This window comes from Tsukamurella ocularis (genome assembly GCF_965138335.1).
GTDB lineage: Bacteria > Actinomycetota > Actinomycetes > Mycobacteriales > Mycobacteriaceae > Tsukamurella > Tsukamurella ocularis_A.
Genome location: NZ_CBCSDV010000014.1, coordinates 22,244 through 38,901, shown reverse-complemented (window position 1 = coordinate 38,901; position 16,658 = coordinate 22,244). Strand labels below are relative to the sequence as shown.

Sequence of the window (16,658 nt, the reverse complement as noted above, 5' to 3'; positions counted from 1 at the left end):
GCTGCACGGGTGCCCGGATTGGGGTTAGCGTGGACCCCGTGAGCAACCAGCCTCGTGTCCTGGGAATCGTCCTCGCCGGTGGCGAGGGCAAGCGCCTGTATCCGCTGACCGCGGACCGCGCGAAGCCCGCAGTGCCCTTCGGCGGTTCGTACCGCCTCATCGACTTCGTGCTGTCGAACCTGGTGAACGCCGGGTACCAGCGGTTGTGCGTGCTGACCCAGTACAAGTCGCACTCGCTGGACCGGCACATCAGCCAGACGTGGCGCATGTTCGGCTTCCGCGGCGAGTACATCACTCCCGTGCCGGCGCAGCAGCGCGTGGGCAAGCGCTGGTTCACGGGCAGTGCGGACGCGATCTTCCAGTCGATGAACCTCATCACCGACGACGATCCCGACTACATCGTGGTCTTCGGCGCGGACCACGTGTACCGCATGGATCCGTCGCAGATGGTGCAGGCGCACATCGAGTCCGGCGCGGGCGTCACCGTCGCGGGCATCCGCGTGCCGCGCGCCGAGGCGAAGGCCTTCGGCTGCATCGAATCCGACGACTCCGGCAGGATCACGCAGTTCCTGGAGAAGCCCGCCGATCCGCCCGGCACCCCCGACGACCCCGAGGTCACCTTCGCGTCGATGGGTAATTACGTCTTCAGCCGGCAGGCCCTCGTCGAGGCGATCATCGCCGACGCCGAGAACCCCGACTCCGACCACGACATGGGCGGCGACATCATCCCCGCCTTCGTGGCCCGCGGCGAGGCGGCCGTCTACGACTTCAGCGACAACAAGGTGCCCGGCGCCACCGAGCGCGACGCCGGCTACTGGCGCGACGTCGGCACCATCGACGCCTTCTACGAGGCGCACATGGATCTGGTCTCCGTGTACCCGATCTTCAACCTCTACAACCGCCAGTGGCCCATCCGCTGCGAGAACGACAACCTGCCCCCGGCCAAGTTCGCGCGCGGCGGGCTCGCGCAGGAGTCCATGGTGGGCGCGGGCAGCATCATCTCCGGCGCGACCGTCCGCAACTCGGTGATCGGCGCCAACGTCACGATCGGCGACGGTGCCACCGTCGAGGGGTCGGTACTGATGCCGGGCGTGAAGATCGAGCCGGGCGCCGTCGTGCGGCGCGCGATCCTCGACAAGAACGTCGTGGTGGGCCGCGGGGAGATCCTCGGCGTGAATCTCGACCGCGAGCGCGAGCGGTTCAACGTCTCCACCGGTGGTGTGGTCACCGTCGGCAAGGGCATCCGGATCGGCTGATCCCCGGCCCGAGTGGACCGGGGTCGGTCAGCCGCGAGCGGGGATTCCGATCGGGGTCAGGCCGCGTCGTCGGCGCGGGCGAGCAGGCCGTGGGAGGAGCCGCGGAGGATGATGTCGACGACGGCGTCGGCATCGTCGGACATGGGGACGTGACCGCTGCCCTGGAGCCAGATGTGCTCCGCCTGGGGGAGCAGGCGGCGGGCGCGCCGGCCCTGGTACGGCAGCAGGACGCGGTCCTGCGTGCCCCAGGCGATGGTGACGGGGACCTCGGCGGCGATGTCGGCCTCGAACGTGAACGCGCCGCCGATGATGTCGCGGAGCGTGTGCCGGGCGTCGACCATGTTCCGGAGGTCGCCGAGGACGCGGTCGGCGTCCAGGCGCTCGCCGTGTGTCATCAGTGAGGCGAGCATGAGGCGGCGGCCGATCCCGCTGCGGGTGAGGAGCGGCGCGAGGGGCGCCGCCACGCGACCCGCCGTGATGAGCGCGGTGAAGTGCGCGCGGATCAGCTGGAAGTCCATGTCGTCGCGCCAGAAGCCCGCGGGGGAGAGGCCGGTCGCGCTGCTGACGATGCCGCTCGCGGCGGCCTCGAGCGCGATGCGGCCGCCCAGCGAGTTGCCGGCGATGTGCGGGCGGACGAGCCCCAGATCGTCGAACAGGTCCTCCAGGTGCTGCTGCAGGGCCTCCTGGACCGTGCGGCCGGCGAGCTCGAGCGCGGGGGATTCGCCGTGGCCGGGGAGGTCGAAGAGGATCACCTCGCGGTGCTCCGCGAGCCGCTCCGCGACCGGGTACCAGGCTTGACGGCGGTGCGCGATCCCGTGGACCAGCACCAGCGGCTCACCGGAGCCGAATCGTTCGTACGCCAACATCTCGTGCCACCTCATCGGGGTAGGCGGGCCGGGCCCGCGGGTCCGACGGTGCGCCGGACGGATTGTTCGGAGCGTACGGATTGATAGATGGAGGCGCAATACCTCTCAGAAAAGTCGCTGGTGATGGGTTCCGCCTCCACGGGCCCGTCCGGCGGCTCCGCGATCAGTCGCGGGCGAGGGCGGCGCGCACCTGGTGGGCGACGGTCGTGTGCTCCGCCGACTCCGGAAGGGCGTCGACGGGCCACCAGCGGAGGTCGTTCGACTCGTCGCTGATCGCGAGCTCCGGCGTGCCGGCGCCCACCGCGAAGGCGCGGAAGCGGAGATCCAGGTGGCGGGTAGGGACGCCGAGGGAGCACCGGATCGGGTGGGTGTGCAGCGTGAGCAGGTCCGCGTCGAGCACGAGGTCGGCCAGGCCCGACTCCTCGTGCCCCTCGCGGAGCGCGGCGGCGGCCACCGTCGAATCCGTGTCCTCGCAGTGCCCGCCCAACTGCAGCCATTCGCCGACCCGCGGGTGGTGGGTGAGCACGACGTGGGTGCGCGCCTCGTTGAGGATCACCACCGATGCCGTGATGTGGCCCGGCACGTTCGCGCGGGCGCAGGCGTTCGGCTGGGCGTCGAGGAAGGCGAGCACGGTGTGGCGCAGGGCGTCGTCGGCGTCGGTGCGCGCGTCGAACCGGGCGAGGGCGTCGATCGCGGATGCGTGCAGAGAGGTGAAAGTCACTCGGCTACCGTCCTTCCGGCGTGTGCGGGGCCGGCTCGCCGTCCTGCGGGCCGCGGCCGCGAGCGGGTATCTCGATGAGCATGTCGCCCGGCGGGAGGGGCGGCCGGGGAGCGGCCAGCACCGCCGGATCGGCCGGGTGGCCGACGGCGATCGCGCCCGCGGGACGGTAGTCGTCGGGGAGGCCCAGCACGTCGCGCACGGTCTCGGCGGCGAAGATCGTCGATCCGACCCAGCAGCTGCCGATCCCGCGCACGGCCAGCGCCACCAGCAGCGACTGGACCGCGGCGCCCACGGCCACGGTGAACATCGTCTCCTCGGCGGCGGTCCGCCGGGCGTCCGGGTAGTCGTGGGCACCGTCGGGGACCATGAACGGGAGGATCAGCTCCGGGGCGTCGTAGAGCAACTGCCCGCGCCGCACCCGCTTCTCGACGGACTCGGGCGTGCGGCCGTCGCCGGAGAGGTCCTGCGCCCATTGCTCCTTCATGGCGTCCAGTAGCGCCGTACGCCGCTCCGCGTCCCGCACCCAGACGAAGCGCACGGGATGCGTGTGGTGCGGCGCAGGGGCCGTCAGGGCCTCCGCTACGGCATCACGGACGGCGTCGGCGGGCACCGGCTCGTCGGCGAAGGCCCGGACCGAGCGTCGCACGAGGAGCGCCTGCCGGCGGGCGAGCTCGACGCCCGTGTGGAACAGGTCGTCCTCGCCCGGGCGCACGAGGCCGCGGGCGGTCGCGAGCGGCGAATCCGCCTCGGGGGCGCGGACCGCGAAGCCGCGTACCACCGCGACCGGGACGCCGCCCAGCTTGCCCTTGACGAGGTCGGCCGCGGCGGCCAGTTCATCGGCGACGGCGATCTCGGTGACCACCAGGTCGTTGCCGTAGGCGTCGACCGCGCCCGCGTAGCCGTGCAGCACCTCCATGCCGGCGGCGCCGATCGCCGCGTCCGTCTGGCCGTTCCGCCAGGCGCGGCCCATGGTGTCGGTGATCAGCACCGCGACGTCCACGCCGAGGAGTTCGCGGAGCCCGGCGCGCACGGCGGCCGCGCTGCCGTCGGGATCCTCGGGCAGCAGGGCGACGGTGTCCGAGGCCACGTTCGAGGCGTCCACCCCCGACGCGGCCTGCACGATGCCGAGCCTGTTCTCGGTGATCCAGGTGCGGCCCTTGGTCGCGAGCACGCGCACCGACTCCTCGGCGATGAGGCGGCGCCGGAAGGCGTCGCGCTCCTCGGGGTCCGACGGCGCGTCGAGCACCCGGCCCTCCGCCTTGGAGAAGACCTTCGAGGTGATGACGACGACGTCGCCGTCCGCGAGCCAGGGGGCGGCCGCGGCGAGGAGCGCGGCCACGTCGTCGCCCGGCGTCACCTCGGGGACGCCGAGGACCGGGAGGATCTCGAGCGACGCGGCGCCGTGATCGCGCGCGGGACGGGTTGCGGGACCGTGCTCGCCGACGGTGCCGGGCCCGCCGGCGCCGCCGTCCGCGCCCGGCGTGCTCACAGGCCCACCAACGCGAGGCCGGCGTCGATCATCGCCGCGGTGGCCTGCGGCGAGCTCATCAGGAGCGGCGCCGCCGCGACGGGCAGGCCCTCGATGGCGACGCCCGCGTCCTCCTCCGAGACCAGCCAGCCGTCGAGGATGCCGTTGCCGCTGCGCGCACCGAAGTGCTCGCCGATCGCCCGGGCGCTGGTCTCGATGCCGAGCACCTCGAGGCAGCGATCGGCCATGCCGCGCAGCGGCGCACCGCCGATCACGGGGGAGACGCCGACGACCCGGGCCTTCGTGGTGCGCAGCGCCGCCCGAACACCGCCGACCGACAGGATCGCGCCGATGGAGACGACCGGGTTCGACGGGGCGAGGAAGACCACGTCGGCCTCCTCGATGGCGGCGAGGGCGGCCCGCGAGGCCTGAGCCTTGCCGGACCCGCCGCCGTCGGCGCCGCCCACCTGCGCGAAGCCGAACGTCTCGATGTCGGCGCGGTACCGGACCCACCACTCCTGGAAGTGGATGGCCTTCTTCGCGCCGTCGGTGGAGTCGGGGTCGGCGACCACGACGTGCGTCTCGTGCCGGCCGTCGGTCGCGGGCAGCAGTCGCACCCCCGGCTGCCAGCGGTTGCACAGCGCCGCAGTGACGTCGGTGAGCGGGTATCCGGAGGCGAGCATCTGCGTGCGGATCAGGTGGGTCGCGAGGTCGCGGTCGCCCAGGCCGAACCAGTCGGGGTCGGCGCCGTACTTCGCCAGCTCCTCCTTGGCGTGCCAGGTCTCGTCGCGGTGGCCCCACCCGCGCTCGGTGTCGATGCCGCCGCCGAGGGTGTACATGCAGGTGTCGAGATCGGGGCAGATCCGTACGCCGTGCATCCACGCGTCGTCGCCCACGTTCACCACCGCGGTCACGGAGTCCCCGGCGGCGCCGCCGGGCGCCGGGCCGTCCTTCTCGGGGAACGGCGTCACCCCGAAACGCTCACGTGCGCCCTCGAGGAACCGCGCACCGCCGACACCGCCCACCAGCACCGTCACCTTCACGGTGTCGAGGGTAATGGTCGCCGGGCGATCGCTCCCGCGACGGGTGTCGGCCGTCGGGAAGGTGCGCGGAGGTCCCACTCCCTGGCATGATCGAAGGCGCGACGCGCCCCGGTGGTGCGTCGGCGGGCGCGTGTGAAATATGACGCGGATCACATCTCAACCACGTGTCGAGGGCTCACATTCGGGCATCCAGGTGGTATTAGCTAATTTCCCGGTTCAGCTTGACGTGGCAGCTTTGCACGTGTGTAATCACAACCGTGTCATTCAGTGCGGCGATCTCTTCGCCGGCGCGGGGCATGCAGACAGGAAATCCATCGAACACCACGAAAGCAACGAGGGAGGCGGGCCGATGACGATCGACGCTCATCGTGAACCGTTCGGAAGCTTCTCCGGTGGGTCCAGCCGCGCGCACCTGAGTGTCGTGCCCGCGGGTTTCGAGGAACTCTACGAGGCCGTCGAGGATCAGTGGCAGGACCGCGCACTGTGCTCGCAGACGGATCCCGAGGCGTTCTTCCCCGAGAAGGGTGGCTCCACCCGCGAGGCCAAGCGCATCTGCCTGGGCTGCGAGGTCCGCAACGAGTGCCTCGAGTACGCCCTCCAGAAGGATGAGCGGTTCGGCATCTGGGGTGGGCTGTCCGAGCGCGAGCGCCGCAAGCTCAAGCGCGGCATCATCTGATCGTTCGTCGCGCGGCGGCCGCTGTTCGGACGGCGGCCCGCACGACGGGTCCGTCCGAGCGGTGAGGTCCGCCCGGGCGGACGTTCTGTATTAGGGTGCTCCCACCGCGGCCACCCGTCGAGATCACGGCGCCCCCGCCGCGGCGGGCGTCGAGCGTGACGTCGTCAAGCGGGTGGTCGCCGTTCAGAGCGCGTCCGGGCCGGCGAGCAGGGTCTCCTCGGTCACGCCCAGGTAGTCGCTGATCTGGTGCACCAGGATCGCGAGGATCTCATCCAGCAGGTCCGCCTCCGTCTTCGCGCGACGCTGCAGCGGGCGGCGGAACACGATCAGCCGCGCCCGCGTGCGATTGCCCCGTCGGTCGATCCCCACCGGGACCATGCGCGCCAACGGGATCGGGCCGTCGGCCTCCACCTCGGCGGGCCACGACACGGCGTCCGGATCGTGCGGCAGGATCCCCGGCACGTCGTCGACGGCGATGTCCAGGTCGCTCAGCTTGTCGTGCCACAGCGCATCGATCTCGGCGAAGGCGTCGAGCACCACCTCGTCGAAGTCCTGCGCCCGCGTCCGGTGCGCCGGGAGATCGCGGGGCACCAGCGGCCCGCGCAGCCCGTGGCCGCGCCGGTCCCGCGCCACGCGCCGGCGTAGCTGCGCACCGCCGGTGGGCGTCCGTCTCCTGCTTCTCATGGTGTTCTCAGTCTAGGTGGAACCGGTCCGAAGGGCCGTTGGTCGCCGCTGTCCGGTGTGTCGGGAGCGCCCGACTCGGGCCAGGGGTTAACCTTCTTGCTGTGAACTCCGTCCGTCAGTGCTGCCGCCCCGGCTGCAGGAACCACGCCGTGGCGACGCTGACGTTCGACTACCGCCAGTCGATCGCGGTGCTGGGGCCCTTGGGAACCACGAGCGAACCCCACTCCTGGGACCTCTGCGAGTTCCACGCGACCCGGATGACCGCGCCGCGCGGCTGGGAGATGCTCCGAAACCTCCCCGCGTACAGCGCCGCCTCCGTCGGCAACGCCGCCCTCGACGACGATCTCACCGCGCTGGCCGACACGGTCCACGAGCGCGCCGCCCGGGAGCAGAGTCGCCGCACCCCGGCCGAACCCGTCGACGCGCCGCTGCGGTCCCTCCCGCCGATCGGCGCCATGCGCCCGGTCCACGACGGCCTCGGCGGTCCCCACACCACGCCCTCCGCGCAGCCCGGGGGCTCGGCGCCGAAGCACGCGGCCCGGCCCGGCCGTCGGGGTCATCTGCGGGTGCTGCCCGACCCGGTCGACTGAGAGTCGCCCGAGAAGCCGTCGCGTCCCCGCGCCGGATGCCGGTTCGCGTCCGGTTTGCCGATAGGGTGGGACGTCCGCACGGGGCCCGCCGGGTTTCCGCATGCCGTTCACAGGAGGTCGTCGAGCGTGGTTCGAGCGCTGGAGTCGGTGCAGGCTGTCATCAAGGCGTACGACGTGCGCGGCCTGGTCGGGGAGCAGATCGATGAGGACTTCGTCCGCGACGTGGGCGCCGCCTTCGGCGCGCTGATCCGCGGCGAGGGCGCGACCGGCGCCGTCGTCGGGCACGACATGCGCGACTCCTCGCCCGCACTGTCCGCGGCCTTCGCCGCGGGCGTGACCGCGCAGGGCATCGACGTCACCCTGATCGGCCTCGCGTCCACCGACGAGCTGTACTTCGCGTCCGGCCTGCTCGACCTCCCCGGCGCCATGTTCACGGCCTCGCACAACCCCGCGGCCTACAACGGCATCAAGCTCTGCCGCGCGGGCGCCAAGCCCGTGGGGCAGGAGACGGGCCTGCGGCAGATCACCCAGCAGGTGGCCGACGGCGTCCCGTCGTACGACGGCGCCCCCGGCCGGGTGTCCGAGCGGGACGTGCTCGACGAGTACGGCGACTACCTGCGGGGCCTCGTCGACCTGTCCGGTTCGCGCCCGCTGCGGGTGGCCGTGGACGCGGGCAACGGGATGGGCGGATTCACCGTGCCCTCGGTGCTCGGGCCCGTCGAGGCGCTCGACGTCCGGCCGCTGTTCTTCGAGCTGGACGGCAACTTCCCGAACCACGAGGCCAACCCGCTCGACCCGAAGAACCTCGTCGACCTGCAGACGTTCGTCGTCGAGCAGGGCGCCGACATCGGCCTCGCCTTCGACGGCGACGCCGACCGCTGCTTCGTCGTGGACGAGAAGGGCGAGCCCGTCTCGCCGTCGGCCGTGACGGCCCTCGTCGCGGAGCGGGAGCTCGCGAAGAACCCGGGCGCCACCGTGATCCACAACCTCATCACGTCCAAGGCGGTGCCCGAGATCATCGCCGAGAACGGCGGCACGGCCGTCCGCACCCGCGTGGGGCATTCGTTCATCAAGGCGCAGATGGCCGAGACCGGCGCGGTCTTCGGCGGCGAGCACTCCGCGCATTACTACTTCCGCGAGTTCTGGGGCGCCGACTCCGGCATGCTGGCCGCGATGCACGTGCTGGCCGCGCTCGGCGAACAGCCGAAGGCGCTCTCGGAGCTGATGGGCGGGTACGACCGGTACGCCGCGTCGGGCGAGATCAACTCGACGGTGGCGGACCAGGGTGAGCGCACGCGCGCCGTACTCGATGCTTTCGCAGACGAAATCGAGAGCACCGATGAACTGGACGGCGTGACGGTACAGTTGGATTCGGGCGCCTGGTTCAACCTGCGCGCTTCCAACACCGAGCCGCTGCTCCGGCTGAACGTCGAGGCGGCGTCCACGGACGAGGTGCGCGCGCTGACCGAGCGGATCCTGGCGATCGTACGTGCCTGATCGCGCAGTGCGCTCCGGCGGTCGAAACGGCGCCGGCGGGACGCAGCGCCGATGGGACGGGAGGAAGCCGTGACCGAGATGACCGGCGCCGGGAGCGGAGCGAGCGGGCCGTATACGACCGATCTCGATGATCCGGCGGGTCTGATCGCGGCCGACGTGGGCGGACACCTGCGCGCCGCCGCGCTCGCGGGCGCGCAGGCGCGCGCCGTCGCCGGCGCCGTCGACGAGGGCGCCCTCGCCGAGCTCGACGGCCTCGCGCCGCGCGCCGTCGTGGTGGTCTGCGGCGCGGGTCCCGCGGCCGCGGCGGCCGGCTTCGTCGAGGCCCTCACCGCCGGCCGGTTCGACGTTCCGCTCGTCCGCTCCACCGAACTGCCGCCCTGGGTGGGTGCGCTCGACGTGGTGGTCGTCTGCGGCTTCGACGCGGGCGATCTCGTGCTGGCCCGCGCCATCGCGACGGCCTCGCGGCGCGGCGCCGTCGTCGTGGTCGCGGTCCCGATGGAGGGCCCCGTCGCCGAGGCGGCCGCGGGGCGCACCGTCGACCTCGCGCCGCGGCTGCGCGTGCCCGAGCGGTTCGGCTTCATCGGTGTCGCCGCCGCGCTGCTCGCCGTGCTCGGCCGGCTCGCCGGCACCGACCGCGGCGACGTGCCGGGGGAGGGCTTCCTGCACACGCTCGCCGAGACCCTCGACGACGAGGCCGTGCGGGGCGCGCCCGACCGCGACGTCGAGTCCAACCCCGCGAAGCGCCTCGCCGCGCGCATGACGGGGCGGCGGATCGCGCTCACCGCCGATACCGCGCCCGGCCTCGCCGTCGCGGAACACGCGGCGTCGCAAGCCCTCACGCTCGGCGGCCAGGTCGTCGCCGCGGTGGGCCTCGCCGACGTCGAGCTGGCCACGCCCGAGCTCGCGGCCGCGCCGTCGGGCGGGGCGCTGGAGACGGGCGCCGCCGTGGACCCGCTGTTCCACGATCCGTTCCTCGACGGCCCGGCGGCGCAGACCCCGCTGCGGGTCCTGATCCTGACCACGGAGCAGCGCGCGCCGCTGGTGGAGGCGCGGCTGCGCGCCCTGCCCGATGTGGAGTCGTTGCCCGTCGACGAGGGCGCCGAGCGCTCGGCGGAAGCGACGGGGCCGCGCGCGGACGCGCTGGACCTGCTGGCGCTCGCGGTACGGTTCGATCTCGCGTCGGTCTACCGGCGCCTGACGGGGGAGGCGTGATGCAACGGATCGAGGGAGTCATCCGGCCGTACGCCTGGGGCTCGCGCACGGTCCTGGCGACGATGCAGGGGCGGCCGGTGCCGTCGAACCATCCCGAGGCGGAACTGTGGTTCGGCGCGCACCCCGCCGACCCCGCCAAGCTCTACGACGCCTCCGACGCCGCGACCGGCGGCGACCTGCTCGCCGCGATCAGCGCCGACCTCGACGGCCAGCTGGGTGCGCCCTGCCGCGGCGAGTTCGGCGACCGCCTGCCCTACCTGGTGAAGGTGCTCGCCGCCGACGAGCCGCTCTCCCTGCAGGCGCACCCGTCGCGCGAGCAGGCGGAGGAGGGCTTCGCCCGCGAGAACGCCGCCGGGATCCCCCTGGACGCGCCCGAGCGCAACTACCGCGACGCCGCGCACAAGCCCGAGGTCGTCATCGCGCTGAGCCGGTTCGAGGCCCTCGCCGGCTTCCGCGACCCGGCGGTCACCGTCGAGCTGCTGCGCGTGCTGGCCGTGCCGGAGCTGGACAGCTACCTGGGACTGCTCGCCGGCCAGCCGGACTCGCAGGGCCTGCGCGCGCTGGTGACGACGTGGATCACGTTGCCGCAGCCCGCGTTGGCGGTGCTCGTGCCCGCGGTGCTCGGCGGCTGCGTGCGCTACCTGGAGAGCGGCGCGGAGCGGTTCAAGGGCGAGGCGCAGCTGGCCCTGACGCTGGGCGAGCGCTACCCCGACGACGCCGGGGTGCTGGCGGCGCTGCTGCTCAACCGGATCGTGCTCGACCCGGGGCAGGCGCTGTACCTCTCCGCGGGGAACCTGCACGCCTACGTGAGCGGCGCGGCCGTGGAGGTCATGGCGAACTCCGACAACGTGCTGCGCGGGGGGCTCACGCCGAAGCACGTCGACGTGCCGGAGCTGCTCCGGGTGCTGGACTTCACGCCCCGCGCACCGTCGGACCTGGCGCCCCGGACCTCGACGGTGGGCCCCGAGGTGATCTTCTCGACGCCCGCGCCGGAGTTCCGGGTCTCGCGGGTGCGGCTCGACGGGACCGCGCTCAAGCGCGCCGCGTCGGTGGAGCTGGACGCACGCGGCCCACAGCTGCTCGTCGTCACCGAGGGCACGGTGACGGTGCGCAGTCGGGGCCGGTCGATCGACGTGCCGGCGGGCAGCGGCCTGTGGATGGCCGCCGCGGATCCGGACGTCGTCGTCGCGGCGCACTCTCCCTCCGCGGAGTTCTTCCGGACGCTCGTCGGCGGCCACTGAGCGGTCACCGAGCGGTCTCCGACCGACCGTCGACGGCGCGCGTTCCTTCGGGACGGACGTCGATCCTTGAGCCCCTTGAAAATTCGGCGGAACTATTTTCCCACTTCGTTTGCAGGCGCAATGGCGCGGGCGTAGGTTGCGGAGCAGGGCGATCGCCCTCTGCCCGAGCCGAGTCACGGGCCCTTCGGGCGGACCATGCGACAAGGGAGAACTGCGATGTCCGTCGTCACCATCATCGGAGCTGGAGTCATCGGCGTTTCCTGGGCGAAGCTGTTCGCCGATGCCGGCTGGGAGGTGCGGGTCTCGGACCCACGCCCGGACCTGAAGGAGGTCCTCGCCGGGGTGAACGCCGCCGCGGTTCCCGATCTCGTCGAGGCCGTCACCGGCACCGACTACGTCCAGGAGGCCGGTCCCGAACGGATCGAGCTCAAACACACGATCTTCGAGACGGCCGCCGCGAACACCGGCGACGGCGTCGTGCTCGCGTCGTCGTCCTCGTCGCTGCTCCCGTCGGTCATCGCCGAGGGCAACGCGGCGGCCGACCGGATCGTCATCGGCCACCCGTTCAACCCGCCGAACCTGATGCCGCTCGTCGAGGTCGTCCCCTCGCCCGCGACGTCGGCCGCGACGGTCGACCGCGCCATCGAGGTGTACCGCTCGCTCGGCAAACTCCCGATCCGGGAGAAGAAGGAGATCCCCGGCTTCGTCGGCAACCGGCTGCAGAAGGTCTTCGTCGACCAGGCGACCTACCTCGTGCAGGAGGGCGTCATCGAGCCCGAGGACCTGGACGAACTGGTCCGCGCCTCCCTCGGCCTGCGGTACGCCGCCGAGGGCCCCTTCGCCTCCGAGCACCTCGGCGGCGGCCCCGGCGGCATCCGCAAGCTCACGTCGGGCATCGCCTCCCAGTTCACCTTCGAGATCGGCGAGCCCGACCCCGCCCGCCTGGAGGACGTCCTCACCGCCGTCGAGAAGGCCTACGGCACCGGCGAGGAGGTCTACGAGAAGCTGGTGGCGCAGCGCGACGGCCGGACCAACGCCATCCTGAAGGCGCTCAAGGACGCCGACGCCGCCGAAGGCTCCCGATGACCGCCGAGCAGCTCACCGCGCGCCTGCGGACCCCCGCGGCGACCACCGACGACTTCGATCCGTACCTCCCGCTGGAGGAACTGCTCTCCTCGATGGGGTTCACGTCGGCCGACTCCGGCGGCGCGATCGACTTCGTCGGCGCGGACCCGGTGCTGCCGGGAACGCTGCGGCTGGCGGGCGGGACCGGGATCACTCTGGTCGCGAAGTCCGTGGCGATCGCCGCCCTCTGGCGGATGCGCGGCGGCGCGGGGCAGGACATCGCGATGGACCTGCGAGTGGCGCCGCACCGGCTGTGTCCGTTCTACGACGGCAGGTGGGAGCTGCTCAACGGCTACCCGATGATCGACCCGGTCAACGTCACCGACGCCTACACCTACGACATGTTCTACCGGACCAAGGACGACCGGTGGATGCATCCGATGGGGCCGTACCCCAAGCTGCGCAACGATACGTCGGTGCTGCTCGGGGTCCCGGAGTCGAAGGAGCACGTGGCCAAGGCGATCGCCGAGTGGAACTCCGCCGACCTGGAGGAGGCGGGGGAGAAGGCCGGCGTCATCATGCCGATGTGCCGGACCACCGAGGAGCTGATCGCGACCGAGCAGTACCGCGACGTGCTCGGTCCGATGCCGCCCGTCGTGATCGAGAAGATCGGCGACAGCGATCCGGAGCCGTTCTCGCCCGATCCGCGGACCCCGCTCGACGGGGTGCGCGCGCTCGGCCGCGCGCACATCATCGCGGGCGCGGGATGCGGTCGTGCCCTCGCCCTGCACGGGGCCGACGTGCTCAACGTGTGGGGACCGGACGAGTACGAGATCCCGCTGCTCTACGCCACGTCCAACATCGGGATGCGCTCGACGTTCATCGATCTGCACACCGAGCTCGGCACGTCGGTCATGACGGGGCTGCTGCGCGACGCGGACGTCTTCTTCGCCAACCGTCGCCCCGGCAGCCTGGCCCGGCACGGGCTCGACGCCGAAGCGGCAGCGGCGATCCGGCCGGGCATCGTCCACTCCTCGGTCAACCTCAACGGCGAGAGCGGTCCGTGGGCCGGCCGGGTCGGCTTCGACCAGACGGCCGGCTCGCTCTCGGGCGTGATGATCAACGAGGGCGAGGGCGGCGTTCCGCACCTGCCCGCGCTGCCCGTGGTGAACGACTACATCACGGCCTGGTTCATGCAGATGGGGATCATTCGGGCCCTCATGCTGCGTGCCGAGGTGGGCGGCTCGTACAAGGTCACCGTCTCGCTGACCCGTACCGCGCTGTGGCTGCTCAGCCTCGGACGGATCGACAAGGCGTACTCCCACGAGGTCGCGGGGAAGGCGCCGGGGCACGAGTACCTGGCACCGCAGACCTTCCTCGCGGACACGTCGTTGGGGCACTACCAGGGGGTCACCGAACAGGTCCGGATGTCACAGACGCCGGGCTACTACACCTATCCGTTGATCCCTCGCGGCTCGCACCAGCCGCGCTGGCTGTGAGGAGCGCATCCATGACCACCTTGCTGGCACTACACGTCACGGAGAACGCGATCGTGCGGATCTCCGTCGAGGACGGCTCGTCCGAGTACCTGACCCGCTCGTCGGGCGCGGCGCCGGACGGCATCGTCGTCGTGGGCGACCGGGCGTACTGGACGACGATGGGCGCCCCCATCGAGAACCCCGACATCCCGGGCGAGGCGGGGGACGACTTCACCGTGCGCAACGGTGGGGTGCACACCATCAAGCTGGACGGCACGGACCTGCGTGACGTGCTGCCGACGGGATCGATCACCACCGGCAAGCAGATCGCGACCGACGGGCGCAGGCTGTACTGGTCCGACCGCGAGGGCTACAAGGTGTCCTCGTGCAACCTCGACGGTTCGGATCTCAAGGACCACGTGGTCAACACCGGCCGGGACATCGCCGAGCAGTGCGTGGGCGTGACGGTCGATGCGGCCGCCGGGCACCTGTACTGGACGCAGAAGGGTCCTACGGACGGCGGCAAGGGGCGCATCCTGCGGACGTCGCTGGCCGATCCCGCGGATCCCGCGGCGCGCACCGACATCGAAACGCTCTGGTCGGGTCTTCCCGAGCCGATCGACATCGAGATCGCCGACGGCTACCTGTACTGGACGGATCGTGGTGCGCCGCCGAACGGCAACACCCTCAACCGAGCGCCGCTGCCGGCGCCGGGCGCGACAGGGGCCGCGCCCGAGATTCTGGCGCGGGACTTCCGGGAGGCCATCGGCCTGGCGGTCGATTCGTCGGCGGGGCTCGCCTACGTCTCGGATCTGGGCGGCGCGATCCGCGCCGTGCCGCTGCCCGGGTCGACCGCCGCGGATCGGGTGGTCGCGACCTACAACGGCCCGGTCACGGGCATCGTGCTGGAGACGCGGTAGCCGTCACCGCGTCGACGGACCTCCTCGGTGGCTCAGAAGCCGCCGGGGAGGTTCTCGTAGAAGGCCTCGGGGATGTCGAAGGTCTGCATGTTCTCGACGGCGATGGCGGTCGGCTGGGCCTTGCTGAGCACGGCGAGCGGCTTGCCGTCGCGCGTGAGCAGCACGTCGTCTCCACCCTCGACGATGCTGAGGAGCTGGGCGACGGTCTGATCGGTGGTGTGCGCGAAAGTCTTGGTCATAGGCCCGACGGTAGGTGTTACTTGTCGGTACGCCAACACTTTTCGCTTACCAATGAGTAACACCCGCGAGTAACTTCGTGCGCCGGCGCGGCGGTCGGGGGTGTCCGCTCCGACCGAAATGCCTCGCGCCCGTGCAGCGGTGGTGTTTGATGAATCGTCACACACCCGAGACACGACACAGGAGCACGCATGGCCAACCCACTGCTGCGCACCAAATCGGTGGAACAGTCGATCGCCGACACCGAGGTGGTCGGTACCCGGCTCAAGAAGCAGCTGACCGCATGGGACCTCACGATCTTCGGTGTCGCCGTCGTCGTCGGTGCCGGCATCTTCACGATCGGCGCCTCGACGGCCGGTGACTTCTCGGGTCCCGCGGTGTCGATCTCCTTCGTCATCGCCGCGATCGCGTGTGGGCTGGCGGCCCTGTGTTACGCGGAGTTCGCGTCGACGGTGCCCGTCGCCGGGTCGGCCTACACGTTCTCCTACGCCACCTTCGGCGAGTTCGCCGCGTGGATCATCGGCTGGGACCTGGTGCTGGAGTTCTCCATCGCCGCTGCCGCCGTCGCGAGCGGGTGGTCGAGCTACCTCGGCACGGTCTTCGGCACCGGCCCGGCGGCGTTCCAGATCAGCGGCCACACGGTCGACTGGGGCGCCATGCTCATCGTCGCCGTACTGACGGTGCTGCTGACCTTCGGGGCGAAGGTCTCCTCGCGCGTGTCCGCAGTGATCACCGCGATCAAGGTCGCCGTGGTGCTGCTCGTCATCGTGGTCGGTGCCTTCTACATCAAGGGCTCCAACTACTCGCCGTTCGTGCCCGAGTCCGTGCCCGGGAAGAGCACCGATGTGACCTGGGCGACCACGCTGTTCCAGGCCATCAGCGGCGGCTCCGGTTCGACGTACGGCTGGTACGGCGTGCTCGCCGGCGCCGGCATCGTCTTCTTCGCGTTCATCGGCTTCGACATCGTGGCCACCTCCGCCGAGGAGACGGTGAACCCGCAGCGCGACGTGCCGCGCGGCATCCTCGGTTCGCTCGCGATCGTCACCGTGCTGTACATCGCGGTCACGGTGGTCGTGACCGGCATGGCCAGCTACAAGGACCTGGCGACGTCCGCGGGTAACGGCAAGGAGAAGAACCTCGCCTACGCCTTCTCGCTCAACGGCGTGGACTGGGCGGCGACGATCATCTCCATCGGCGCCCTGGCGGGCCTGACCACCGTGGTCATGGTCCTGCTCATGGGCCAGAACCGCGTGCTCTTCGCCATGGCCCGCGACGGCCTGCTGCCGCGCAAGCTCGCCAAGACCTCCGATCGCGGCGTCCCGGTGCGCATTTCGGTGGGCGTCGGCGTCGTGGTCGCCATCTTCGCCGGGCTGGTGCCGCTGAGCGAGCTGGCGTCCCTGATCAACATCGGCACGCTGTTCGCCTTCGTGCTGGTCTCCGTCGGCGTGGTCGTGCTCCGCAAGCAGCGCCCGGACCTCAAGCGCGGCTTCACCGCCCCGCTGGTGCCCCTGGTGCCGATCCTCTCGGTGATCGCCTGCGGCTGGCTCATGATCAACCTCTCACTCGAGACGTGGAGCCGGTTCCTGATCTGGATGGCGCTCGGCGTGGTCGTCTACTTCCTGTACTCGAAGAACCACTCGGTGCTCGGCATGCGCGAGCGCGGCGAGAAGGTCGAGTCGCTGGCGGACTGATCGCCCTGCACAA

15 protein-coding genes and 1 pseudogene are annotated in these 16,658 nt (G+C 71.5%); 10 read left to right on the top strand and 6 right to left on the bottom strand.

The genetic code is table 11. From position 1 onward, the window contains the following. The first annotated feature begins 38 nt into the window (after nucleotides 1-38). Nucleotides 39-1,256 (top strand): glucose-1-phosphate adenylyltransferase, encoded by a 1,218-nt coding sequence (gene glgC / locus ACNAYW_RS13900; RefSeq protein WP_415850281.1) that lies wholly within the window; start codon nucleotides 39-41, stop codon nucleotides 1,254-1,256. A gap of 56 nt (nucleotides 1,257-1,312) precedes the next feature. Here glgC and ACNAYW_RS13895 read toward each other — a convergent pair whose 3' ends face one another. The 4 genes and pseudogenes from ACNAYW_RS13895 to cofD all read right to left on the bottom strand — a co-directional run bounded on the left by ACNAYW_RS13895 (nucleotide 1,313) and on the right by cofD (nucleotide 5,354). Beyond that, nucleotides 1,313-2,122, bottom strand: coding sequence for an alpha/beta fold hydrolase (locus ACNAYW_RS13895; protein WP_415850280.1), 810 nt, complete (start codon nucleotides 2,120-2,122; stop codon nucleotides 1,313-1,315). 163 nt (nucleotides 2,123-2,285) lie between these two features. Then, nucleotides 2,286-2,843, bottom strand: coding sequence for an NUDIX hydrolase (locus tag ACNAYW_RS13890; RefSeq protein WP_415850279.1), 558 nt, complete (start codon nucleotides 2,841-2,843; stop codon nucleotides 2,286-2,288). A gap of 67 nt (nucleotides 2,844-2,910) precedes the next feature. Beyond that, nucleotides 2,911-4,332 (bottom strand): annotated as a pseudogene (locus ACNAYW_RS13885) (coenzyme F420-0:L-glutamate ligase); the annotation flags it as partial. Next, nucleotides 4,329-5,354: a 2-phospho-L-lactate transferase gene (gene cofD, locus ACNAYW_RS13880; protein ID WP_415850278.1), complete on the bottom strand. Its 1,026-nt coding sequence runs from the start codon at nucleotides 5,352-5,354 to the stop codon at nucleotides 4,329-4,331. The gene cofD and the pseudogene ACNAYW_RS13885, both read right to left, overlap by 4 nt. A 349-nt stretch (nucleotides 5,355-5,703) precedes the next feature. On the opposite strand from cofD, the gene ACNAYW_RS13875 reads away from it, so the two are divergent. Continuing rightward, nucleotides 5,704-6,030: a WhiB family transcriptional regulator gene (locus tag ACNAYW_RS13875; RefSeq protein WP_068524587.1), complete on the top strand. Its 327-nt coding sequence runs from the start codon at nucleotides 5,704-5,706 to the stop codon at nucleotides 6,028-6,030. 183 nt (nucleotides 6,031-6,213) lie between these two features. Here ACNAYW_RS13875 and ACNAYW_RS13870 read toward each other — a convergent pair whose 3' ends face one another. Next, the gene (locus ACNAYW_RS13870) at nucleotides 6,214-6,714 is read right to left on the bottom strand and encodes a metallopeptidase family protein (protein WP_415850277.1); all 501 of its coding nucleotides are present in this window, start codon (nucleotides 6,712-6,714) and stop codon (nucleotides 6,214-6,216) included. 101 nt (nucleotides 6,715-6,815) lie between these two features. On the opposite strand from ACNAYW_RS13870, the gene ACNAYW_RS13865 reads away from it, so the two are divergent. The 7 genes from ACNAYW_RS13865 (at nucleotide 6,816) to ACNAYW_RS13835 (ending at nucleotide 14,717) form a co-directional block, all read left to right on the top strand. Beyond that, on the top strand, nucleotides 6,816-7,304 hold the full coding sequence (locus ACNAYW_RS13865; RefSeq protein WP_415850276.1) for a DUF3499 domain-containing protein: 489 nt from the start codon (nucleotides 6,816-6,818) through the stop codon (nucleotides 7,302-7,304). A gap of 126 nt (nucleotides 7,305-7,430) precedes the next feature. Continuing rightward, nucleotides 7,431-8,801, top strand: coding sequence for a phosphomannomutase/phosphoglucomutase (locus ACNAYW_RS13860; protein ID WP_415850275.1), 1,371 nt, complete (start codon nucleotides 7,431-7,433; stop codon nucleotides 8,799-8,801). A gap of 78 nt (nucleotides 8,802-8,879) precedes the next feature. Next, nucleotides 8,880-10,013, top strand: a complete 1,134-nt coding sequence (locus ACNAYW_RS13855) for a tobH protein (RefSeq protein ID WP_462971912.1) — start codon at nucleotides 8,880-8,882, stop codon at nucleotides 10,011-10,013. Beyond that, complete coding sequence (gene manA / locus ACNAYW_RS13850) at nucleotides 10,013-11,254, top strand: mannose-6-phosphate isomerase, class I (protein WP_415850273.1); 1,242 nt, start codon at nucleotides 10,013-10,015, stop codon at nucleotides 11,252-11,254. The genes ACNAYW_RS13855 and manA overlap by 1 nt, the downstream gene beginning before the upstream one ends. Nucleotides 11,255-11,470: 216 nt before the next feature. Next, a complete protein-coding gene (locus ACNAYW_RS13845; protein ID WP_415850272.1) occupies nucleotides 11,471-12,340 on the top strand; it encodes a 3-hydroxyacyl-CoA dehydrogenase NAD-binding domain-containing protein in 870 nt (289 codons plus the stop codon). Next, the gene (locus tag ACNAYW_RS13840; protein ID WP_415850271.1) at nucleotides 12,337-13,818 is read left to right on the top strand and encodes a CoA transferase; all 1,482 of its coding nucleotides are present in this window, start codon (nucleotides 12,337-12,339) and stop codon (nucleotides 13,816-13,818) included. The genes ACNAYW_RS13845 and ACNAYW_RS13840 overlap by 4 nt, the downstream gene beginning before the upstream one ends. An 11-nt stretch (nucleotides 13,819-13,829) precedes the next feature. Beyond that, on the top strand, nucleotides 13,830-14,717 hold the full coding sequence (locus ACNAYW_RS13835; RefSeq protein ID WP_415850270.1) for a hypothetical protein: 888 nt from the start codon (nucleotides 13,830-13,832) through the stop codon (nucleotides 14,715-14,717). Between the two features lie 32 nt (nucleotides 14,718-14,749). Here ACNAYW_RS13835 and ACNAYW_RS13830 read toward each other — a convergent pair whose 3' ends face one another. Further along, nucleotides 14,750-14,956: a hypothetical protein gene (locus ACNAYW_RS13830; protein WP_415850269.1), complete on the bottom strand. Its 207-nt coding sequence runs from the start codon at nucleotides 14,954-14,956 to the stop codon at nucleotides 14,750-14,752. 189 nt (nucleotides 14,957-15,145) lie between these two features. Here ACNAYW_RS13830 and ACNAYW_RS13825 point away from each other — a divergent pair, with 189 nt between their 5' ends. Further along, complete coding sequence (locus ACNAYW_RS13825; protein ID WP_415850268.1) at nucleotides 15,146-16,645, top strand: amino acid permease; 1,500 nt, start codon at nucleotides 15,146-15,148, stop codon at nucleotides 16,643-16,645. Nucleotides 16,646-16,658: the final 13 nt, after the last annotated feature.